A 20,902-nucleotide genomic window follows, 5' to 3' on the forward strand; every position below is an offset into this window, starting at 1 on the left:
CACCCCCCCGGCCGTAGTCGCTGACCAGCACCGCGGACGCCCGGCCGATCAGCCGCAGCACCGCCTCGCTCGGCTCGCCCGGCTCGCCGGACGCCCCGCCCCGGTCGTGCCGCAGCAGCACCCGGCCCCGGACCCGCAACCGGATCTTCTCCGGGGTGGCCCCGGCCAGCGGGAGCGGGTAAAGCTGCACGCCCGCGCCGGCCAGCAGCGTGCTGAGCCGGGCCCCGCCCGCGTCGTCGGCGATGGCGGTGACCAGCGCCACCTCCGCGCCCTGGGCGGCGGCGAAGACCGCGGCGAGGCCGGCGCCGCCGGGCCGGTCGACGTACGTGGTCTCGTCGAGCACCGGCACCGTGACCGGGGCAACCGTCTCCTTCCGGTCGCCTCGCCGACCTCGTTGATTGAGGAAGCCATGATCTTCAATAGCCCCTGATCAGCCCTTACGTTTCCGGCCACGAACGAGGGCGTGTCCGAATCAGGGCTAATGCCGCTGTACGCTGATGGCGCGTCTTCGCACTCCTCCGAGGTCCCCACCGCTCCGGGCCGCACGGGTCGCCGAACCCTGCCGAACGGACCGTGATCATCCGCCGTACCGCCGCCACGGGCCCGCCGTTCGGGCGACGGGATTGCGGGCGAGTGAGCATGCCGCTGGCGTCCCGGCGCGTGCCATCATGGCGGGATGACGTGGACCGCCCCCGATGTGCGCCGTCCCAGTGACCTTCTCGTCGCACCGGAGGCCGACCAGCTTCGGAACCTTCTCGACTGGCATCGCGCCACGCTGCTGCACAAATGCGCCGGTCTCGACGCCGACCAGCTGGCGCGGGCGCCACTGGCCTCCTCGAACCTGTCACTCCTCGGCCTGCTGCGGCACATGGCCAAAGTGGAGCGCAGCTGGTTTCGCACGCTCTTCCGCGGCGAAACGCTGGAAACGCTCTACTCCACGCCGGAATGGCGCGACGCCGACTTCGAGGGCGCCGATCCGGCGAGCGCCCCAGCCGACTACGCGCTTCTGGTCGAGGAGACAGAATTTGCCCGTGAGGCCGTGGCTGCGGCCTCGATGGACGACACCTTCACCTTCCCGGACGAGGACGTGGCGTCGCTGCGCTACGTGTATCTACAGATGATCGGTGAGTACGCCCGCCACAACGGGCACGCCGACCTGCTGCGACAAGCCATCGACGGGGCGAAGGGCGTCTGACGCCCCGGGTGCCGGGGGCTGACTTCCACCGGCCCGGCGAGGTCGCACGATGCAGTAATGTCCGTTCGTGGCCATGTTCCTCGTCCTGCTTCGCCGATCCGGCCCTCGGTGGGACCCGGCACGGCCCATGCAGGAGCAGTCCGACTGGCCCGCGCACGCGGCGTTCATGGACGACCTGGTGAGTGCGGGGTTCGTCGTCCTGGGCGGGCCGCTGGCGGACGAGCACCGGGTGGTACTCGCCGTCGACGCCGAGTCTGAGGACCTCGTCCGCACCACCCTCGCCCGCGATCCATGGAGCGGGACGCATCTGCGGGTCGACAGGGTGGAGCCGTGGACGATCCGGCTCGATGGACGGCGTGCGTAGCGGCAGATCGGCCCCGGGTCGGTCGATCGACGCGGTGCTCGCCGCGCCGGCCTGACCGGGCCCCGCCGACGTCCGGTCAGGCCACGTCCGGGCGGGCCCGGCTCAGCGCGGTGACCAGCGCAGCCGGATCGACGGCGGCCGAGCGGTCGCTGACCTGGCCGTCGCCGAGCTCGACCACCCGCCACCGTCCGTCGGCGTGAGCGCCGGCTCATGCCGGTCGCGCTTGGCCGATTTCGACCGGTCCCGCATGACCGCCGGCCCACCGCCGAGCGCCCGCCGGCCAGCATTCAGCCCTGGTCGACCGCGACCCGGCAGGTCCGTACGGCCGCCATCGCGCGGGCCCGATCCTGACCGGAAGCGAGCAGGTGGTGATCGACCAGGGCGACCGGGGACGCCGGCAGCAGGGCGGCCTCGGCCTCCGCGGCGAAGTTGGTCGTCCAGGCGGCGCGGGGAGCAGCGGATTGTCCGTCCCTTGTGGCGTGACTGTCCGGCACTTTCGTCTCCGCAAGAGAAAAGTATCTGCCACACGAACGAAAGCTATGGACAGCCTGAGAGGAAGTTAGTAGGGTCGGTCACTGTCAATATGTTTCGTCGAGATGAACTACCGGCACGGTAGCTCTCCACTGTGGCCCTCAGGCGGCGCAACACGTCCGGAGGCCACGACCGGCCAGGGATGGCCGTCCCCGGGTCAACGCCGCACCACGGCGACCCGGCGCGGGCACGCGCCGCGGGTCGACCGATGTCCGTCCGTACCCGACGACACCCCAGTCAGCTCCGACGCGGAACCGCGTCCGATGCCGCGTGCGATCCGGCTCGCCGCCGACCTCGGACCATCACTCCATACAGGACGACCGTGGCAAACCGCCACGGCCGCGGATCCCGTGCGGCCAGGGAGGGGCCGCCGGGCAGCTCTGCCAACTCCTGACATCGACGGGCCGACGCACGCTCCGCCCGGTGTTCCCCCCGGACCGTGAAAGAGGCATCCATGAACTCACATCCACCGCGCGGCCGGCTCGCCCTGAGCCGGCTCAGGAGACCGATGGCGACCATCGCCACGATGGTCCTCCTGCTGACCGCCGCCGTGGCTGCGTCCCCGGCGAGTGCGCGTCCGACCGATCTGGAACGGCCGGCCACGGCGGGCGCGACCGCGCCGTCGCGGCAACTGCAGGCCCAGGTCCTCACCTGGACCGCCGGCGACAACTTCCTGTCGTACCGGTCCGCGCCGACGACCGCCACGGCCGGACCGGCCACCCTCGTCTTCGAGAACAGCGCGGCCACCGGCAACACCACCGGCATGCAGCACACCCTCACCTTCGAGACCGGGAACCCGGCGTACAACAGCGATGTCGACGTGAACATCCTGGCCGACCCATCGGATGCCAACGGGGGCCGGTGGACGGTCGACGTGGTGCTCACGCCCGGCACCTACCGCTACTTCTGCTCGATCCCCGGCCACGGCGGCATGACCGGGCTCCTGGTGGTCAGCGACGGCGGGTCGGACACCACACCGCCGACCGTGACGGCCGCGGTGACCGGGGAGAAGGACGCGGCCGGCGCGTACGTGGGCAGCGCGACGGTGACCCTGTCCGCGACGGACACCGGGTCCGGGGTGTCCCGCGTCGAGTACTCCCTGGACGGGGGCACGTACGGCACCTATGCGGCGCCGGTGACGGTGAACCAACCGGGTCAGCACACGGTGTCGTACCGGGCGACGGACAAGGCGGGTAACACGTCCTCGGCGCAGTCGGTGTCGTTCACGGTGGTGCAGACGCCGCCGGCCGACACCACGCCGCCGACCGTGACGGCCGTGGTGACCGGGCAGAAGGACGCCAACGGCGCGTACGTGGGCAGCGCCACGGTCACCGTGTCGGCGACCGACAGCGGCTCCGGCGTGGACCGGATCGAATTCTCCCTCGACGGGCAGCCCTACGCCGGCTACTCGGCGCCGGTGACGGTGAACCAGCCGGGTCAGCACACGGTCAGCTACCGCGCCACCGACAAGGCGGGCAACACCTCGTCGGCGCAGTCGGTGTCGTTCACGGTGGTGCAGACGCCGCCCGCCGACACCACCCCGCCCACCGCGACCGCCGCCGTCTCCGGCCAGCTCGACGACAACGGCGCCTACCTGGGCAGCGCCACGGTGACCCTGTCGGCCGCCGACGCGGGCTCCGGGGTGGACCGGATCGAGTACTCCCTCGACGCCAGCCCTACAGCCGGTACGCGGCGCCGGTCACCGTCAACCAGCCGGGTCAGCACACCCTCAGCTACCGGGCCACCGACAAGGCCGGCAACACCTCGGGGACCGCGTCGGTCACCTTCACCGTGGTGGCGAGCGGACCCGGGCCGGACTGCCCGGTCAAGGACACCCGCCCGACCGTGTGGCTCGGCACCGTGGACAGCGGCGTACCCAACCGGGTCGTCGAGGGTGACTGCACGATCAACAACGTCATCGCCGACGAGCGGGCATGGCCCAACCACGGCCAGTTCGTCAGCCATGTCACGGTGATCGCCGAGCACCTGCACCACCTGGGCGTCATCACCCATCAGGAGCACGGACGCCTGGTGAGCGCCGCCGGCCGCTCCGGCGTCGGCAGGCCGGACGACAAGAACGGCTACCAGCCGCTGCTCGACGGCTCCGCGTCGTCGTTCGCCCGCTGGCAGCACGTCGGCGCGGGTGGCTTCACCCGCAACGCCGACGGGTCGATCAGCAGCCGGCCCGAGCCGGGGCTCGGCATGCTCTGGTTCCCGGTGAGCGCGTACGGCGACTTCTCGCTGAAGCTGCAGTGGCGGGACGACGCCCCAGGGGACGGCCGGGCCAACAGCGGAGTCTTCGTCCGCTTCCCGGACGTGCGCCAGCACCCCGCCGAGTCCCGCCCGGAGTGGGTGGCCATCAAGTACGGCCACGAACTCCAGATCTTCGACCGGCCCGACGGTGACCAGTACAAGAGCGGATCGGTGTACGGCTTCGACCGGGTCGACCTGGCCGGCGCCCACGCCGCCCCGAAGGGCACCTGGAACGACTACGAGATCCGGGTGGTCGGCCAGCACTACTCCGTCTTCCGCAACGGGGAGCTGATCAACGACTACGTGAACAGCCCGGACGCTGTCTTCAGCCCGCCTCGGTCCGACGACCCCGGTGGGGCCGGACGGCAGAGCGCGCGCGGATACCTCGGCCTGCAGAACCACGGCACCGCCGACCTCATCAGCTTCCGCGACGTGCGGATCGCGCCGCTGAACCCGTGCTGCCCCAACGGGTCGGCCTCCTCCGCCGCCAACTCGACCACCTGCTGCTGATCGAGCGAAGGGAACCAACCATGGCAAAGAACAGGATCGATCGCCGTACGCTGTTACGCGGGCTCGCCGGGTCCACGGTGGCGGTCAGCGCGGCCGGCCTCGCCGGGGCCGCGCCGGCCTGCGCGTCGAGCGGCGACTCGAACGGTCGGCTGATCCCGCGCGGCCACCTGGGCATCCAGCTCTACAGCGTCCGGGACAAGATCGCACAGGTCGGCTTCGCGGCGGTCTTCGAGGAACTCGGCCGCATCGGCTACCGCGAGGTGGAGTTCGCCGGCTACACCCAGGGCGCCGTCGGCGCGATCACCCCGGCCCAGATCCGGCAACTGCTGGACGACAACGGGCTGAAGGCGGCGGGCAGCCACCGCGGGCTGAACGACTTCCGGACCAACCTGGAGTGGGAGCTCGACGTCGCCGAGACGCTGGGCATGCCGGCCGTCGGCACCGCCCAGGCACCCACCGGCGACCGCACGATCGCCGGCTACCAGGCGGCCGCCGCGGAGTTCAACGCGTGGGGCGCCGCCGCCGCTGCCCGGGGCATCAAGCTCTACCAGCACAACCACACCATCGAGTTCAGCTTCGCGGTCGACCGCCCCGACGTACGGCTGTACGACCTGTTCCTCGAACTCACCGACCCGCGGTACGTGTACCTGGAGATGGACATCCTCTGGGCGTACGGCGGGGCCCGCAAGTACCCCGGCTTCCGCCCGGTCGACTACGTCAACGCCCAGCCGCACCGCTACCCGCTGTTCCACGTCAAGGACGGCGTCCCGCTGCCCGACCCCCAGCAGGGCAACTCCTACCTGGACGTCGAGTTCGGCGCCGGGGTCATCCCGTTCGCGACTTCTTCGGCGAGCTGACGGGTGGGGGCCGCGTCGGGCGTTCGCCCGCGCCGGGGGCTGTGCCGACGCTGAGCTCGGAGGGGCCGTCCGCCGGGTCGTCGACCGGGTGGTCCAGGTGCAGTTCGGGGCCGGCGTGCTCCCGGGGGGCGGGGCGCGGGTCGGCGTTGAAGCCGACCGCGGCGCGGGCCAGCAGCCGGGCCGCCTCGGCGAAGCTCGGGGTCACCACCGTCGGGTTGAGGCCGCGCCAGTCGGCCAGGTCGTGCGCGTCGAGGGCCACGGTGGCGTAGCGGTCCCGGTTGGCCACCAGCCAGGCGCGCACCGCCGCCGGCAGCGCGCCCAGCCCGTAGTCGCAGACCACCAGGGTCGGCGGTCGCCGCCCGCGGCGGCCTTCAGCTCCTCGGTCGCGCAGTCGAGCGCGGTGAGCAGCCGCGCCACGCCGTCGTCGTCGAGCGCGTCGTCCGGGTCGCCGGAGTCCTCGCGCAGCAGGATCTGGTTACCGGCGAGCATCCGCCGCTTCACCGGGGTCGGCCGGCCGGGCTGGTTGACCGTCCGGTCCCAGACGCCCGCGCGGTCGAGGCAGTCGTGCAGCTCGTCACCGGCCACGTCGGCGCCGACCGGGGCCACCAGCACGGCCCGGCCGCCCAGGGTGGCGAGGTTCACCGCCGTGTTCGCCGCTCCACCGGCCGCGGAGAGGCGCCGCCGCAGGGTGAGGACCGGCGCGGGCGCCTCGCGGCAGAGCCGCTCGGACTCCGCGAACCGCCACTCGTCCAGCATGGCGTCGCCGACCACCAGCACGGGACGCCCCTGCCAGTCCGCCACCACAGTGGCCAGCCGGCGCTCTTCCGCTGCTGCTCCTGCCATGCCTTCCGGGGTCCCCGTAGGCCTGCCGCTCAAACCTGGGTCGGCCGCCGCCGGACGGCTCCGACGCGCCGTTTGGGGGGACCTGCGTCGGCCGCGTTTCGGGCACCCGGGCCCGGGAAGGGATTCCGGGTACCCCGAGAGGAGAACCGACATGGCAGCGACACTGCAGGGCAAGCGGATCGCCTTCCTGGCCGCCGACGGCGTCGAGGAGGTCGAGTACGTCAAGCCGCGCGAGGCGGTCGAGAACGCGGGCGCCCGGGTCGAGCTGGTCTCGCTCAAGCCCGGCTCGATCCAGTCCTTCAACCACCTCGACCAGGGCAGGACGTACGACGTGGACGTGACGGCGGCCGCGGCGGACGCCGGGGCGTACGACGGGCTGGTGCTGCCCGGCGGGGTGGCCAACCCGGACTTCCTGCGGACCGACGCGGACGCGGTGCGGTTCGTGCGGGCGTTCTTCGACGCCGGCAAGCCGGTCGGTGTGATCTGCCACGGACCGTGGACGTTGATCGAGGCGAACGTGGTGCGCGGTCGCCGGTTGACCTCCTGGCCCAGCCTGCGCACCGACCTGACCAACGCCGGCGCCACCTGGGTCGACGAACAGGTGGTGACCGACCACGGCCTGGTCAGCAGCCGCAAGCCCGACGATCTCCCCGCCTTCTGCGGCAAGATCGTCGAGGAGTTCGCCGAGGGCCGGCACTGACCTGCTGATTTCCCCCGCCGTCCGGGCATGTTCCGCGAGGCGCGGGAAAGAAGGCGGGATGACGACGGAAGCTCACGCCCGGCCCGTGCTGCACGCCCGCCAGATCCGCCTGCTGATGTTCGGCCTGATGACCGGGATGCTGCTGGCCGCGCTGGACCAGACCATCGTCGGCACGGCCCTGCCCACCATCGTCGGCGAGCTGGGCGGGATCAACCACTACTCGTGGGTGGTGACCGCGTACCTGCTCGCCTCCACCGCCTCGACCCCGCTGTACGGCAAGATGGCCGACCTGTACGGGCGCCGGCCGGTCTTCCTCTTCTCGATCGGCACGTTCCTGCTGGGCTCGCTGCTGGCCGGCCTGTCGCAGAACATGACCCAGCTGATCGTCACCCGGGGCGTGCAGGGGCTGGGTGCGGGTGGCCTGTTGACGCTGGCGTTCACCATCATCTCGGACGTGGTGTCGCCCCGGGAGCGGGGCCGCTACCAGGGGCTCTTCGGCGCGGTCTTCGGGCTGTCGTCGGTGGCCGGGCCGTTGGTCGGCGGGTACTTCGCGGAGACCAACTGGCGGTGGATCTTCTACATCAACGTGCCGCTGGCGATCCTGGCGATCGTGGTCTGCTACCACGTCATGCGGCTGATCCCGTTCCAGCGGCGGGAGCACGCCATCGACTGGCTCGGCGCGGCGCTGCTGGTGGCCGGGGTGAGCAGCCTGCTGCTCGCGCTGAGCTGGGGCGGCAACGAGTACGCCTGGGACTCGGGCGTGATCATCGGGCTCTTCGTGGCGGGCGCGGTGCTCGGGGTGCTCTTCGTGGTCCAGGAGGCCCGGGTCGCCGAGCCGATCCTGCCGCTGCGGCTGTTCCGCAGCAGGACGTTCGCGCTGGCCAACTCGGCGGGTTTCGTGCTCGGTCTGGTGATGTTCGGGTCGATCATCTTCATCCCGCTCTACCTGCAGATCGTCAAGGGCGCCTCGCCGACCAGCAGCGGTCTGCTGATGCTGCCGATGATGGCGGGCATCATCGTCACCTCGGTGCTGACCGGTCGGGCGATGAGCCGGATCGGGCGGTACAAGTGGTTCCCGGTGGCGGGCTCGGCGGTGCTGCTCACCGGCATGCTGCTCTTCACCCGGCTCCAGGTGGCCACCTCGCTCTGGATCGCGTTCGGGTTCATGGTGGTGATCGGCGTCGGGCTGGGCCTCTGCATGCAGTCGCTGATCCTGGCCGTGCAGAACGCGGTGGACGTCCGGGACCTGGGGGCCGGTACCTCCTCGGCGACGTTCTTCCGGTCGCTGGGCGGGTCGTTCGGGGTGGCCATCCTCGGCACGGTGCTGTCGTCGCAGCTCACCCGCCACCTCGGCGACCGGCTGCCGACGGCGATCGCGCAGCTCCCGCCGGACCAGCGGGCCGCGGTGGCGGCCAGGGGCGGCGCCAACATCTCGATCAACGACCCGGCGACCATCCTCGCCCTGCCCGGCCCGGTCCGCGCCGCGATCCAGGGCGCGTTCGTCGACTCCCTGCACCTGGTCTTCCTGACCACCGGGCTGATCGCCATCCTCGCCGTGCTGGTCACCCTGGCCCTGCCCGACGACCAGCTGCGCGGCACCGGCCCGCAGGGCGCCACCGGCGGCGCCGACCCGCTCGGCGGCAAGGCCGCCGCCCCCGGCGGCAAGCCCCTGCCCAAGGAGTCGAAGGAGGAGGCCGCCGCCGAGATGGAGGCCAAGTCCCAGACCCTGCTCTGACCCGCGGGGGTTACTTGAGGATGAGGCGGTTGGTCTGTTCGAAGACGTCGAGGTCGGCGAGGGTTTCCGTGACGCTGGCGGAGAGCGGGGCCGGAAGCTCCTCCCGGTGGAAGAAGCCGGCGTCCGTCGTCTCGTCGGTCATCCGGGTCAGCTCGCCGTCCCACTCCTCCACCCGGAACGCGGTGGTGAAGATCTGGTACGTGTGGCCGTACATGTTGGTGTGGGTGCGGTCCGGGCCGGTGTAGAGGGCGAATGCGCTGACCCGCAGGGCACGCAGCCCGGTCTCCTCGCGTACCTCGCGGACGGCGCAGTCGGCGATCGACTCGCCCAGCTCCATGGCGCCGGCCGGCATCGCCCACTGGCCGTTGTCCGAGCGCTGGATCAGCAGCACCCGGGCGGCGTTGTCCCGGACGATCGCGCGGGCGCCGACGAACATCAGGATGCGGTCACCGGCCAGGGCGCGAAGTTGCCCCACGTACGAATCGGCCCACGAGATGCTCACCTGGACAATTTACGAGCGTTCGTCGAGGCCGACCGGTTTTCCAGGGTTCCCAAGGTGTGACCGCCGACACTAGCTTGTTACCCATGCGTAGCACGATGATGGACGCCCCCCTCCAGGTCGCCCGGATCCTCGAACACGGCTCCACCGTGCACGGCACGGCGGAGGTGGTGACCTGGACCGGCGGTGAGCCCCGACGGATGTCGTACGCCGAGGTCGGGCGGAACGCCGCCCGGCTGGCCCACGCGCTGCGCGACGAGTGCGGGGTGACCGGTGACGAGCGGGTCGCACCTTCATGTGGAACAACAACGAGCACCTGGTGGCCTACTTCGCCGTGCCGAGCATGGGCGCGGTGCTGCACACCCTCAACCTCCGGCTCTTCCCGGACCAGGTCGCCTACATCGCCAACCACGCCGAGGACCGGGTGGTGCTGGTCGACTCGACGCTGATCCCGCTGCTCGCCCGCGTGATCGGCGAGATGGGCACGGTGCGGCACGTCGTGGTGGTCGGCGGCGGCGACCCGGCGCCGCTGGTGACCGCGGCCGGCGACCGGATCACCTTCCACCACTGGGACGAGCTGCTGGCCGGCCGGCCGGAGACGTACGGCTGGCCGGAGGTGGACGAGCGGGACGCCGCCGCCCTCTGCTACACCTCCGGGACCACCGGCAACCCCAAGGGCGTCGCCTACTCGCACCGCTCGATCTACCTGCACTCGTTGCAGGTCTGCATGCCCGAGGGGTTCGGCCTCGGGCCGACCGACCGCGAGCTGGCCATCGTGCCGATGTTCCACGCGATGTCCTGGGGCCTGCCGTACGCGGCGTTCCTCTCCGGCGCCTCGCTGATCATGCCGGACCGGTTCCTCCAGGCCGCCCCGATCGCCGAGATGATCGCCGCCGAGCGGCCCACCCTGGCGGGCGCGGTGCCGACCATCTGGACCGACCTGCTGGCCTATCTCGACAGCCACGACGTGGACACCTCCTCGCTCAAGGAGGTGATCGTCGGTGGTTCGGCCTGCCCGCCGGCGCTGATGCACGCGTTCCAGGAGCGGCACGGCATCGAGGTGATCCACGCCTGGGGGATGACCGAGATGTCCCCGCTCGGCTCGGTCTCCCGGCCGCCGGCCGGGGCGACCGGCGACGAGGCCTGGCGCTACCGCTACACGCAGGGCCGGGTGCCGGCCGGCGTCGCCGCCCGCATCGTGGGCGCGCTCGGCGAGCCGCTGCCCGCCGACGGGACCTCCGTCGGCGAGCTGGAGGTCCGTGGGCCGTGGGTCACCGCCCGGTACGTCGGGGACGAGACCCCGGACGAGGAGAAGTTCCGCGACAGCTGGCTGCGCACCGGGGACGTCGGCACGCTCTCGCCCGACGGCTACATCACCCTGACCGACCGGGCCAAGGACGTGATCAAGTCGGGCGGGGAGTGGATCTCCTCGGTCGAGCTGGAGAACGCCCTGATGGCGCACCCGGCGGTGCTGGAGGCGTGCGTGGTGGGCGTGCCGGACGAACGCTGGGACGAGCGGCCGCTGGCCACCGTGGTGGTCCGGGAGGGGGCCTCGGTGACCGCCGAGGAGCTGCGCGAATTCCTGGCGAAGTCGGTGGCGCGCTGGCAGTTGCCCGAGCGGTGGGCGTTCATCGACGCGGTGCCGAAGACCAGCGTCGGCAAGTTCGACAAGAAGGTGGTCCGCTCGCGCTACGCCGACGGGGGCCTGGAGGTGCGGGAACTGACGGCGCCGTAACGCTTTGCGGCGTACCGTCGCCTGGATGGGTAGGACACTGTCTGTCGACATTCCTCCCCAGGGGCGCCCCGGCGTTCGCACCGCGCCGGGGCCGCCCGTCTAACGCGGGGCGACCCGCAGGACAATTGTCGCGAAACTTGTTCGCCTCTGTCTCGGTGACGGAGAAATCCGTTTCGTGGTCCTACGTCTCGCTCGTGGTGATGAGCACCTTACCGACCACCGAGCTCTCGACGGCCTGGTGGGCCGCCGCCGTCGCCGCCAACGAATAGTGGTGCAACGGCAGGCCGGCCTCCTCGCCCACCCGGATCCCAGCCTGGGCCGCCGCCGCGGACACGTCCCGCACCGCCTGCGCCTTGGCGGCGTTCGGCGCGGTGTAGATCAGGACGAACTGCCACCGCGCGTTCGGCACCATCAACGGCCGGATCGGCAGGGTCACCTCGTCGCCGCCGTCGTCGGCGTACACGCAGACCGCGCCGCCGGACCGGAGCAGCTGGACGTCCGTGGCGGCATTGCGCGCGGCGGAGACCTCGACGATCGTGTGCACCCCGTCGGGGGCCATCTTGCGGACCTCCTTGACCACGTCCTGCTCGCGGTAGTTGACCACGAAGGAGGCGCCGGCCGCCGCCGCGAGCTGCGCCTTCTCCGGGCTGCTCACCGTGGCGATCACGCAGGCGTCCGCCCACCGGGCGAGCTGGATCGCCGCGTTGCCCACCGCGCCCGCCCCGCCCTGCACCAGCACCACGTGGTCGCTGAGCGCGCCGGCGTGCAGCCGGTCCGGCATGAACTCACCGGCGGTCAGGCACCGGTGCGCCGTCATGAACGGGATGCCCAGCGCGGCCCCCAGGTCGAAGGAGGCGTCGCCGAGGCTTGCCGCGTGCCGGACCGGCACCACCGTGTACTCGGCGGCGGTGCCCCAGGGGCGCTGCCAGGCCGCCTCCCAGAGCCAGACCCGCTCGCCGATCAGGTTCCGGTCGACCCCCTCGCCGACCGCCTCCACCACCCCGGCGCCGTCCTGGTCGGGGATCTGCCAGCCGGCCGGGAGCGGCGACCCGCGCCGCGCCTTCCAGTCCGTCGGGTTCACCCCCGACACGGCCATCCGCACCAGCACCTCGCCGCGGCCCGGCTCCGGTATCGGTCGGTCGACCAGTTGGAGCACCGAGGCGTCCCCGTTGCGCTCGTACACGATCGCCTTCATCGCCGTCTCCTCCCCGCCGGACGCCGGCACCGCGGCCTGCGGTACCCGGCCGATCCCTGATCATTCCGATCCGGTCTGCCCGGGAAACCGTACAACCCGGTAGTCAGTGGCAGGAGGGGTGACATGCGGGACGTACCGGTGGCGGATCGGCCGCCCGCCCCTGGGCGGGCGGCGGCGGAGGCCGGCGGCCCGGAGCGGCCCGCGGACCAGCCGGCACCCCCGCCCGGCCCGTCCCGGCGGTTCCTGCCGAGGTCGAGCCGCAGCCGGGCGATCTGAGCGGCGGCGCGGACGCCGCCCGCACCGGCTCAGCCGAGCCGGTCCACGACGTCCGGGGTGAGCGCGTCGACCGATGCCAGCAGCACGTCCGCGAGCGCCTCCGCGTCCGGATCCAGCGGGTACGACCCGTGCGGGATCGCCACCACCCGCATGCCGGCGGCGGCCGCGGAGCGCACCCCGTTCGAGGAGTCCTCGACCGCCACGCAGCGGGTCGGATCGACGCCGAGCCGCGCGGCCACGGCGAGCCAGACGTCCGGCGCCGGCTTGCCCCGCGCGGTCTCCTCGGTCGACATCGTCGCGCCGAAGGCGTCGGCCAGGCCGGTGGCGGCCAGCGCCGCCGCGATCAGCCGGGTGGGGGAGGAACTGGCCAGTCCCAGCGGCCACCGCGCGGCCATCCGGCGCACCACCTCGTCGGCGTCGTCGATCAGCGGTACGCGCTCCGCGTACCGCCGGGTCATCTCCGCGACCACCTCGGCGGCGACCTGCTCCGGACTCCGGTCGACGCCCAGCTCGCCGCTGAGGTAGGCGGCCCACTCGTCGGTGCTCATCCCCATCAGCCGGCGCTGGGTGTCGGACTGCCAGGTCCCGCCGTGCGCGGCCACGTACGCCCGCCGGACCTCCTCCCAGACCGGCTCGGAGTCCACGATCACGCCGTCCAGGTCGAAGAGCACCGCGTCCACCATGAGCCCATCCTGCCCTGCCCTCCCGCGGCGGCCGGCTCAGGTCAGGAAGGGCGCCCACTCCCGGATCCGGACGACCTCGACGCCGGGCGTGGTGTAGTACGGGTCGGCGGCCAGCAGCTCGTCCAGCGCGGGCCGGTCCGGCACGTCGAAGACCAGCACCGCGCCCGAGTCGTCGGCCAGCGGCCCGGAGATCCGTACCTTGCCCTCGGCGTGCAGGGCGGTGATCCGCTCCCGGTGGGCCGGTCGGGCGGCGAGCCGGTCCGGGACGTCGGTGAAGGCGAGTTCCACGATCCACATGCCGGGCACGCTACGCCTCCGGCATGGCGTTCCGCCGCCGCCCTGGTGAACGGGCCGGGTGGTCAGCCCGGCTGGGTCGCGGGCAGGCCGATCGGGCTCTGCCGGGGAATGATGGTGCGGCAGCGGCGGGCGATCGGTTCGAGCAGTTCGCGCAGCCGCTCCGTACGCTCGGCGCCGAGCGCCCGCCACGGGCCGGCCGCGGCCCGGTCGGTGGCCTCCTCGACCGCGCGGAACGCGTCGCTGCCGTACGTGGTGGGCTCGTGCCCGGCGGTCAGCCAGCCGCGGGCCACCAGCCGCTCCTCGGCCGCCAGCCACTCCTCGTCGGTCCACCCCCGGGCCGGCTGGTGGAACTCCCGGGACTGGTCGACCCGGCAGCGCCAGGCCAGCACCTCGACCGGGTCCAACCCGGTGGTGACCAGGGCGGCGACGTGCCCGTCGCCCCGGTGCTCGCGCAACGTGGTGGCGGCCTGCCAGAGCCGGGCCAGCGGGTACTCGCCGGCCGGCAGGGCGGCGTTGACGCCGCCCAGCACCCGGCCGGCGGTCTCCACCTGGCCGGCGGCCGCCTCCAGCAACTCGGCGGCCTCGACGAGGTGGGTCTCCGGCAGCTCGTAGGTGAACTCGGCGAGCGCCTGGACGGCACCGGTGAGCCGGGCCCGCAACGCCTCCTCCGGGGTGGCCAGCCGCCACACCGAGGGCAGCGCCCGGGCCACCATCCGGGGCGCGAAGCTGAAGAACGCGGCGATCACCGGCGGGGCGGGCGTCGGGCCGAGCGGGGCGGCCCGGCCGGCGAAGTATCCCCGCCAGTAGCCGCGCAGCCCGACCGCCTCGTACGCGGCCCGGGCCCGCGGGTGGAAGTAGGTCACCGCGTGGACCGGCTCGAAGTGCGTCCACATCACCCGGGCCAGCTTGGGGTCGTCCAGCGCCGCCACGTGCACCTCCGCCTCGGTGACAGGTCACCGTGGGCGGGTGGTGCCGCCCACGGTGACCATGAACCTACTGCCGGTAGGTGACCGGACGGAAGACCGGTGTGACCTACTGCGCGGCGAGCACGTCCACGACGAAGCGCAGCGGACCGGCCGGCCGGCCGCCCGCACTGTCGTTGCCGTACGCCAGGTCGGCCGGGATGTCCAGCTGCACCCGGCTGCCCACGGTGACCCCGACCAGGCCCTGGTCCCAGCCCTTGATGACCTGGCCGACACCGATCGGGAAGCTGGCCGGCTGCCCGTTGTTCCAGGAGGCGTCGAACTCCTTGCCGTCCTTGTAGAACACCCCCACGTAGTTGGTGGTGATGGTCTGGCCGGCCTTGACCGCCGGGCCCTTGCCCTTGATCAGCGGGGTGACGGTGAGCTTGGTCAGCTCGCCCTTGCCCGGGCCGACCTTCGGCTTGGTGGCGAGCGCCGGATCCGCGCCCTCCGGGAGCTGCTGCTGGGGTGCGGCGGGCGCGGTGGCCTCGGGAGCCGGGGCGGTGGCGCCGGCCGAGGGGGTGCCGGCGGCGTCCTTCTTGTCGTCGTCCCCGCCGTTCACGACGACGAAGACGCCGATCAGCACCGCGACGACGGCGACACCGGCGAGCGCGCCGAGCAGCGACTGCCGGCGGCGCTTCGCCTCGGCCGCCTTCTTCGCCGCCAGCTGGGCGGCCAGCCGCCGCTCCGCCTTGGTGCCCGGGCCCTGGCCCGCCGACCGGTTCTGCACACGCTCGCTCACGTCGAACTCCCCTGCTGGGTGGGTGGGTGCGGCCCGGCGGCCGCTGCCGAGACCAGCGCACACGGTACCCGTCGGGACGCCCTCGGTGCCCCCTCGCCCGGGCCGAATCGGGCAGGAGACCGGTCGGCGGCGGTTTCCGGTAGTAGGTTCACGACCATGGCGATCCTCACCGAAGTAGACCTGGCCCTGCTCGCCGAGCCGCAGCTCGCCCACGTGGCCACCATCGAGGCCGACGGCACCCCGCACGTCACCCCGGTCTGGGTGGACACCGACGGCGAGTACATCCTTTTCAACACCGTCAAGGGCCGGCAGAAGTACGTCAACATCGAGCGCAACCCGGTGGTCGCGCTCTCGGTCGTGGACAAGGCGGACGACTTCCGCACCCTGTGGGTGAAGGGCACGGCCGAGTTCGTCACCGAGGGCGCCGACGAGCACATCAACCGGATGGCGAAGAAGTACCTGGGCCAGGACACCTACCCGTTCCGCCAGGCCGGCGAGGAGCGGGTCATCGTCCGGATCACCCCGACCGGCAAGCTCGGCCGAGGCTGACGCCCGGTCCCATCCCCTGCCGTGCGATCCGGCTCGGCAGGGGGTGGTCGCAGGTCAGGCGGTCTTACGCGGGGCGGCCTTCTTCTCGGCGGCCTTCTTCGCCGGGGCCTTTGCCGCCTTCTTCTCCGCGGTCTTCTTCGCCGCCGCCTTCTTGGCCGGTTCCGCCTTCTTCGCGCCGGCCTTCTTCGCCGGCGCCTTCTTCTCCGCGGCCTTCTTCGCCGGCGCCTTGGCCGCCTTCTGCGCGGAGCGGGCGGCCGAGATCGGGGTCGGCTCGGCGGCCTTACGGGCGGGCTCCTCGCCGCGCGCGGCGCGGGCCCGCTCGACCGAGGCCTTCAGGGCGGCCATCAGGTCGACCGCGGCGGCCGGTGCGGCCTCCACCTCCTCCGGCTGGACCACCTCGCGGCCCTCGATCTTCGCGTCGATGACCTCCTGCAACGCCGCCCGGTAGTCGTCGGTGAAGGCGTCCGGCTGGAACTCCCCGGCCATCGAGTCGATCAGCGAGCTGGCCATCGCCAGCTCCGGCGGCCGGACCTTCAGGTCCTCGTCCAGGAAACCGAAGTCCGGAGTACGCACCTCGTCCGGCCAGAGCATCGTGTTGAGCAGCAGCACGCCCTCGCGTACGCGCAGGGTGGCGAGCTGTTCGCGCTGGCGCAGCGCCACCTTGACGATCGCCACCCGCTCCGAGTCGGCGAGCGCGTTCCGCAGCAGCACGTACGGCTTGGTCGCCGAGCCCTCCGGCTCCAGGAAGTACGCCTTGTTGTAGAGGATCGGGTCGACCTGCTCGGCGGGGACGAACTCCAGCACGTCGATCGCGCGCGAGGTGGTCAGCGGCAGCTCGGCGAAGTCCTCGTCGGTGAGGATGACCATCTCGCCGCCGCCGATGTCGTACCCCTTGGCGATGTCGTCGTAGGTGACCTCCTCGCCGCAGACCGAGCAGGTGCGCTTGTAGCGGATGCGCCCGCCGTCGTCGCGGTGCACCTGGTGGAAGCGGATGTCCTTCTCCTCGGTGGCCGAGTAGAGCTTCACCCCGATCGACACCAGGCCGAACGACACCGCTCCTTTCCAGATCGCCCGCATCCCGCGCTCCTCTCCCCGGTTCTGACCAGGATCGCAAACGATCGAACGGTACGCACGCTCTTCGCTGCGCAACTACAGTCAGAAGGTGCCCGGCGCGCCCCTGAAGCCGATGCTCGCGATGACCGGGCCGCTCCCGGCCGGTGCCGGCTGGGCGTACGAGTTCAAGTGGGACGGGGTCCGCGCGCTCGCCGACCTCTCCTACGGCGACCACCACCTGTACGCCCGCTCCGGCGTGGAGATCACCACCGCGTACCCGGAATTGATCACGCTGAGGGACCAGGTCGACGACGCGCTGCTGGACGGCGAGGTGGTCCTGTTCAACGAGCTCGGGCAGCCGTCGTTCACCGCGTTGGCCGAGCGGATGCACGTCCGGAACCCGGCCAAGGCGGCGCGGCTGGCGGCCACCGTGCCGGTGACGTACATGATCTTCGACCTGCTCCGGCTGCGCGGCGAGGACCTGACCGGCCGCTCCTACCGGGAGCGGCGGGCGGCGCTGGAGTCCCTCGGGTTGGGGGCCGCGCGGTGGGCCGTCCCGCCGACCTTCGGCGACGGCCCGGCCACCTACGAGGCGGCCGGCGAGCACGGCCTGGAGGGGGTGATGGCCAAGCGGGTCGACTCGGTCTACCGGCCCGGGGTGCGTTCGCCGGACTGGGTGAAGGTCAAGCTGGAGGTCACCGGCGACTTCGTGGTGGGCGGCTGGCGGCCAGGCGCCCGCAAGATCGGCGGCCTGCTGGTCGGGGTGCCCCGCAAGGACGGCCGGCTCACCTACCGGGGCCGGGTCGGCGGCGGGATCGGCGCGGCCCTGGAGAAGGAGCTGCTGCGCGAGCTGGAGCCGCTGCGCACGCCGGCTTCGCCGTTCGCCGGGGACGTGCCGCGCGAGGATGCCCGGGGCGCCAGCTGGGTAACACCGCAGATCGTGGTGGAGGTGAAGTACGGCCAGCGCACGCCGGACGGACGGCTGCGCTTCCCCCGGATCCTGCGCCTGCGCCCGGACAAGCCACCCGAGGAGGTCGACGATGCCAGCTGACCGGTTGAAGGTGGAGGTCGAGGGGCGCTCCCTGGAGCTGTCCAACCTGGACAAGGTGCTCTTTCCGGAGGCCGGCTTCACCAAGGGCGAGGTGATCGACTACTACACCCGGATCGCCCCGGTGCTGCTGCCGCACCTGGCCGACCGAGCGCTCACCCGGATCCGCTACCCCAACGGCGTGGGGGGCGCCTCGTTCTTCGAGAAGAACGCCCCGGCCGCCACCCCCGCCTGGGTACGCACCGAGACCCTGCCCGCCCCCGGGTCGAGCAAGGGCCGGGAGACCATCGACTACGTGGTCGCCGACGACCTGCCCACCCTGGTCTGGCTGGCCAACCTCGCCGCCCTGGAGCTGCACACGCCGCAGTGGAAGATCGGCGCGCACCCGGACATGATGGTGGTCGACCTGGATCCGGGCGCGCCCGCGGCGCTGAAGCAGTGCTGCCAGGTGGCGCTGCTGATGCGGGACCGGCTGGCGGCGGACGGGGTGGAGTCGTACCCGAAGACGTCGGGGAAGAAGGGCATGCAGCTCTGCTGCCCGATCGCCGGTACACAGTCCTCCGATGTCGTCTCCGACTACGCGAGGCGGATCGCGCAGGAGTTGGAGCGGGCGCACCCGAAGCTGATCGTGTCGAAGATGGCGAAGAACCTGCGACCGGGGAAGGTCTTCATCGACTGGAGCCAGAACAACGCGGCGAAGACGACCCAGAAGCGCAGCGCCGTGATCCCCAGCTCGCGGGCGAGGATCACCGCGGTCACCCACCAGGGCAGCAGGTCGTACCAGGAGAGCAGCACCAGGGCCGCCCCGGTGAGCGCCTTGTCGGCGATCGGGTCGGCGACCTTGCCGACCGAGGTGACGAGCTTGAACCGGCGGGCGATCCAGCCGTCCACCAGGTCGGTCACCGAGGCGACGACGAAGATCAGGCAGGCGGCCATCCGCCAACCCGCGTGCGTCATGCCCGAGGCGACCACGGTCGCCGCGAAGACCGGGACCAGCACCAGGCGCAGCGCGGTCAGCCCGTTCGCCGCGTTCAGCACCGGCACCCGGGCCACCACCGTGGACTCCGCTCCGGTCATCGCCGCACCCCACTCCGGCCGCCGTGGCGTCCCTGGCACCGCACCACGTGGCTCCCCCGCTCCGTCCGGACCCGGCGTCACCGTGCCGCGCCGGGCGCCGCCGAGATCATCTCATCCGGCACGGCGACCAGGTCGACACCCTCGGTCCCGGTGACCGTGGCCCGGACCAGGTCGCCGGGGCGCAGCGCGGCCAGGTCCACCCCGCCGCCCTGCGGCGCGACCAGGGTGGTCGAGCCGTCGACCTCGGGGGCCTGGTGGGCGGCCCGCCCCTCCACCACCCCGTCGGCGACCGAGTCGACCAGCACCTCCACCGTCGAGCCGATCCGGTCCTCCGCCCGCTGCGAGCAGAGCTCGTCGGCGAGCGCGCTGAGCTTGTCGTACCGGCGCTTCACGGTGGCGGCGGAGACCTTGCCGGGCAGACCGGCGGCCTCGGTGCCGTCCTCGTCGCTGTAGTCGAACATGCCGATCGCGTCGAGCCGCGCCTCGGTCAGGAATCGGACCAGCTCGTCCACGTCGGCCCGGGTCTCCCCGGGGAAGCCGACGATGAAGTTGCTCCGGGCACCCGCCTCCGGGGCCAGCGCGCGGGCGGAGGCAAGCAGCTCCAGGAACCGGTCGGTGGAGCCGAACCGGCGCATCCGGCGCAGCACCGGCTCGCTGGAGTGCTGGAACGACAGGTCGAAGTAGGGCGCGACGCCGGGCGTGGTGGCGATCACCTCGACCAGGCCGGGCCGGGTCTCGGCGGGCTGGAGGTAGCTGGCCCGCACCCGGACGATGCCGTCGATCGCGGCGAGCTGCGGGAGCAGCTTCTCCAACGCCCGCGGGTCGCCCAGGTCCTTGCCGTACGACGTCGAGTTCTCGCTGACCAGCATCAGCTCGCGGACGCCGGTCTTGGCCAGCCACTCCGCCTCGGCGAGCAGCTCGTCCGGGGTACGCGAGACGAAGGCGCCGCGGAAGGCGGGGATGGCGCAGAACGCGCAGCGCCGGTCGCAGCCGCTTGCGAGCTTGAGCGAGGCGACCGGGCCGGTGTCGAGCCGGTGCCGCAGCACCTGCCGCAGGTGGGCCGGGGTGTGCTCGTCGGTCTCGGTGACCGCCCGGGTGGGGGTGCCGTGGCCGGGCAGCGAGACCGCCGCGTCGCGCCGATTGACCGGGGTGAGCGGCAGCAGCTCCCGCCGGTCGCGCGGGGTGTGCGCGTCGATCGCCTCGCCGGCCACCACCGCGTTGAGCCGGGCGGAGATGTCCGGATAGTCGTCGAAGCTCAGCACCGCCTGCGCCTCGGGCAGGCTGTCGGCCAGCTCCCGGCCGTACCGCTCGGCCATGCAGCCGGCGGCCACCACCTTGGCGCCGGTGTCGGCGGCGGCGAGCAGCGTCTGGATCGAGTCCTGCTTCGCCTTCTCCACGAAGCCGCAGGTGTTGACGACCACCACGTCGGCGCCCTCGCCGTCGGTGGTCACCTGCCAGCCGTCGGCGTGCAGCCGGGCGGCCAACTCCTCCGAGTCGACCTCGTTACGGGCGCAGCCCAGGGTCAGCAGGGCGACGCGGCGGCCGGCGGCGGCGGACGACAGCTCCAGGTCGCGGCGCGGCGCCAGACGCGCCGAGCCGGAGTTGTCGGAAGGGGAGGTGGCAGACACCATCCGAGGGTACCGGGCCACGTCAGGGTCTCCACCAACGGCGGGCCGGGGCATCGGCCGGCTCACACCGGTCCGGTCGCGGGGCCGGCCACACCCGTTCACCGCCCGGCCCGTCGTGCGGCCGGGTCGTCCCGGTCGGCGCGGCGGATCGCGGCGGAGCCCGCCCGGTC

Annotated in this window: 17 protein-coding genes and 8 pseudogenes; 12 read left to right on the top strand and 13 right to left on the bottom strand. The window is 72.5% G+C overall.

The features are described 5' to 3' along the window. A pseudogene (locus JNW87_RS10705) lies at positions 1 to 421 on the bottom strand (hypothetical protein); the annotation flags it as partial. 255 nt (positions 422 to 676) lie between these two features. On the opposite strand from JNW87_RS10705, the gene JNW87_RS10710 reads away from it, so the two are divergent. Both JNW87_RS10710 and JNW87_RS10715 read left to right on the top strand, forming a co-directional pair. Next, positions 677 to 1,195, top strand: a complete 519-nt coding sequence (locus JNW87_RS10710) for a DinB family protein (protein WP_109801696.1) — start codon at positions 677 to 679, stop codon at positions 1,193 to 1,195. 127 nt (positions 1,196 to 1,322) lie between these two features. Beyond that, positions 1,323 to 1,559, top strand: coding sequence for a hypothetical protein (locus JNW87_RS10715; RefSeq protein WP_109801697.1), 237 nt, complete (start codon positions 1,323 to 1,325; stop codon positions 1,557 to 1,559). Between the two features lie 76 nt (positions 1,560 to 1,635). Here JNW87_RS10715 and JNW87_RS10720 read toward each other — a convergent pair. Further along, positions 1,636 to 1,752, bottom strand: a pseudogene (locus JNW87_RS10720) (ATP-grasp domain-containing protein); the annotation flags it as partial. 94 nt (positions 1,753 to 1,846) lie between these two features. Next, positions 1,847 to 2,053 carry a hypothetical protein gene (locus tag JNW87_RS10725; protein WP_109801698.1) on the bottom strand — a complete coding sequence of 69 codons (207 nt, stop codon included), beginning with the start codon at positions 2,051 to 2,053 and terminating at the stop codon, positions 1,847 to 1,849. A 563-nt stretch (positions 2,054 to 2,616) separates the two neighbouring features. Here JNW87_RS10725 and JNW87_RS41450 point away from each other — a divergent pair. From JNW87_RS41450 to JNW87_RS10740, 4 genes and pseudogenes are all read left to right on the top strand, one after another. Then, a pseudogene (locus JNW87_RS41450) lies at positions 2,617 to 3,543 on the top strand (OmpL47-type beta-barrel domain-containing protein); the annotation flags it as partial. Next, positions 3,465 to 3,827, top strand: a pseudogene (locus JNW87_RS41455) (hypothetical protein); the annotation flags it as partial. The pseudogenes JNW87_RS41450 and JNW87_RS41455, both read left to right, overlap by 79 nt. A 108-nt stretch (positions 3,828 to 3,935) precedes the next feature. Continuing rightward, the gene (locus JNW87_RS10735; RefSeq protein WP_375373492.1) at positions 3,936 to 4,853 is read left to right on the top strand and encodes a DUF1080 domain-containing protein; all 918 of its coding nucleotides are present in this window, start codon (positions 3,936 to 3,938) and stop codon (positions 4,851 to 4,853) included. Between the two features lie 20 nt (positions 4,854 to 4,873). Continuing rightward, on the top strand, positions 4,874 to 5,710 hold the full coding sequence (locus tag JNW87_RS10740; RefSeq protein ID WP_238453596.1) for a sugar phosphate isomerase/epimerase: 837 nt from the start codon (positions 4,874 to 4,876) through the stop codon (positions 5,708 to 5,710). 7 nt (positions 5,711 to 5,717) lie between these two features. On the opposite strand, the pseudogene JNW87_RS10745 reads toward JNW87_RS10740, so the two are convergent. Next, a pseudogene (locus JNW87_RS10745) lies at positions 5,718 to 6,553 on the bottom strand (bifunctional heptose 7-phosphate kinase/heptose 1-phosphate adenyltransferase); the annotation flags it as partial. A 151-nt stretch (positions 6,554 to 6,704) separates the two neighbouring features. Here JNW87_RS10745 and JNW87_RS10750 point away from each other — a divergent pair. Then, on the top strand, positions 6,705 to 7,253 hold the full coding sequence (locus JNW87_RS10750) for a type 1 glutamine amidotransferase domain-containing protein (RefSeq protein ID WP_109802397.1): 549 nt from the start codon (positions 6,705 to 6,707) through the stop codon (positions 7,251 to 7,253). 58 nt (positions 7,254 to 7,311) lie between these two features. Then, the gene (locus JNW87_RS10755; RefSeq protein ID WP_109802396.1) at positions 7,312 to 8,988 is read left to right on the top strand and encodes an MDR family MFS transporter; all 1,677 of its coding nucleotides are present in this window, start codon (positions 7,312 to 7,314) and stop codon (positions 8,986 to 8,988) included. A gap of 10 nt (positions 8,989 to 8,998) precedes the next feature. Here the strand turns inward: JNW87_RS10755 and JNW87_RS10760 are convergent, their stop codons facing one another. Then, complete coding sequence (locus JNW87_RS10760; protein ID WP_109802395.1) at positions 8,999 to 9,490, bottom strand: NUDIX domain-containing protein; 492 nt, start codon at positions 9,488 to 9,490, stop codon at positions 8,999 to 9,001. 83 nt (positions 9,491 to 9,573) lie between these two features. On the opposite strand from JNW87_RS10760, the pseudogene JNW87_RS10765 reads away from it, so the two are divergent. Further along, positions 9,574 to 11,222: pseudogene (locus JNW87_RS10765) on the top strand (fatty acid--CoA ligase). A gap of 181 nt (positions 11,223 to 11,403) precedes the next feature. Here JNW87_RS10765 and JNW87_RS10770 read toward each other — a convergent pair. The 5 genes from JNW87_RS10770 to JNW87_RS10790 all read right to left on the bottom strand — a co-directional run bounded on the left by JNW87_RS10770 (position 11,404) and on the right by JNW87_RS10790 (position 15,377). Beyond that, positions 11,404 to 12,417, bottom strand: a complete 1,014-nt coding sequence (locus JNW87_RS10770; protein ID WP_109802405.1) for an NADPH:quinone reductase — start codon at positions 12,415 to 12,417, stop codon at positions 11,404 to 11,406. A gap of 305 nt (positions 12,418 to 12,722) precedes the next feature. Continuing rightward, positions 12,723 to 13,376 (bottom strand): HAD family phosphatase, encoded by a 654-nt coding sequence (locus JNW87_RS10775; protein ID WP_109802393.1) that lies wholly within the window; start codon positions 13,374 to 13,376, stop codon positions 12,723 to 12,725. Between the two features lie 36 nt (positions 13,377 to 13,412). Then, positions 13,413 to 13,673, bottom strand: coding sequence for a YciI family protein (locus JNW87_RS10780; RefSeq protein ID WP_109802392.1), 261 nt, complete (start codon positions 13,671 to 13,673; stop codon positions 13,413 to 13,415). Between the two features lie 62 nt (positions 13,674 to 13,735). Then, entirely contained in the window at positions 13,736 to 14,566 is an 831-nt protein-coding gene (locus tag JNW87_RS10785) for a hypothetical protein (RefSeq protein ID WP_109802404.1), read from the bottom strand. A 139-nt stretch (positions 14,567 to 14,705) separates the two neighbouring features. Next, entirely contained in the window at positions 14,706 to 15,377 is a 672-nt protein-coding gene (locus JNW87_RS10790) for an FKBP-type peptidyl-prolyl cis-trans isomerase (RefSeq protein WP_201749696.1), read from the bottom strand. Between the two features lie 156 nt (positions 15,378 to 15,533). On the opposite strand from JNW87_RS10790, the gene JNW87_RS10795 reads away from it, so the two are divergent. Continuing rightward, the gene (locus JNW87_RS10795) at positions 15,534 to 15,926 is read left to right on the top strand and encodes a PPOX class F420-dependent oxidoreductase (protein WP_109802390.1); all 393 of its coding nucleotides are present in this window, start codon (positions 15,534 to 15,536) and stop codon (positions 15,924 to 15,926) included. Between the two features lie 54 nt (positions 15,927 to 15,980). Here JNW87_RS10795 and JNW87_RS10800 read toward each other — a convergent pair whose 3' ends face one another. Continuing rightward, positions 15,981 to 17,003 carry a Ku protein gene (locus JNW87_RS10800; protein WP_109802389.1) on the bottom strand — a complete coding sequence of 341 codons (1,023 nt, stop codon included), beginning with the start codon at positions 17,001 to 17,003 and terminating at the stop codon, positions 15,981 to 15,983. 85 nt (positions 17,004 to 17,088) lie between these two features. On the opposite strand from JNW87_RS10800, the gene ligD (JNW87_RS10805) reads away from it, so the two are divergent. Both ligD (JNW87_RS10805) and ligD (JNW87_RS10810) read left to right on the top strand, forming a co-directional pair. Continuing rightward, on the top strand, positions 17,089 to 18,030 hold the full coding sequence (ligD, locus tag JNW87_RS10805; protein WP_109802388.1) for a non-homologous end-joining DNA ligase: 942 nt from the start codon (positions 17,089 to 17,091) through the stop codon (positions 18,028 to 18,030). Further along, positions 18,020 to 18,733, top strand: a pseudogene (ligD, locus tag JNW87_RS10810) (non-homologous end-joining DNA ligase); the annotation flags it as partial. The gene ligD (JNW87_RS10805) and the pseudogene ligD (JNW87_RS10810), both read left to right, overlap by 11 nt. Here the strand turns inward: ligD (JNW87_RS10810) and JNW87_RS10815 are convergent. Then, positions 18,727 to 19,104 (bottom strand): annotated as a pseudogene (locus JNW87_RS10815) (CDP-alcohol phosphatidyltransferase family protein); the annotation flags it as partial. The pseudogenes ligD (JNW87_RS10810) and JNW87_RS10815 overlap by 7 nt on opposite strands. A 77-nt stretch (positions 19,105 to 19,181) precedes the next feature. Continuing rightward, entirely contained in the window at positions 19,182 to 20,735 is a 1,554-nt protein-coding gene (rimO, locus tag JNW87_RS10820; protein WP_375373493.1) for a 30S ribosomal protein S12 methylthiotransferase RimO, read from the bottom strand. Between the last annotated feature and the right edge of the window lie 167 nt (positions 20,736 to 20,902).

This window comes from Micromonospora sp. ATA51 (assembly GCF_016802855.1).
GTDB classification, from domain to species: domain Bacteria; phylum Actinomycetota; class Actinomycetes; order Mycobacteriales; family Micromonosporaceae; genus Micromonospora; species Micromonospora sicca.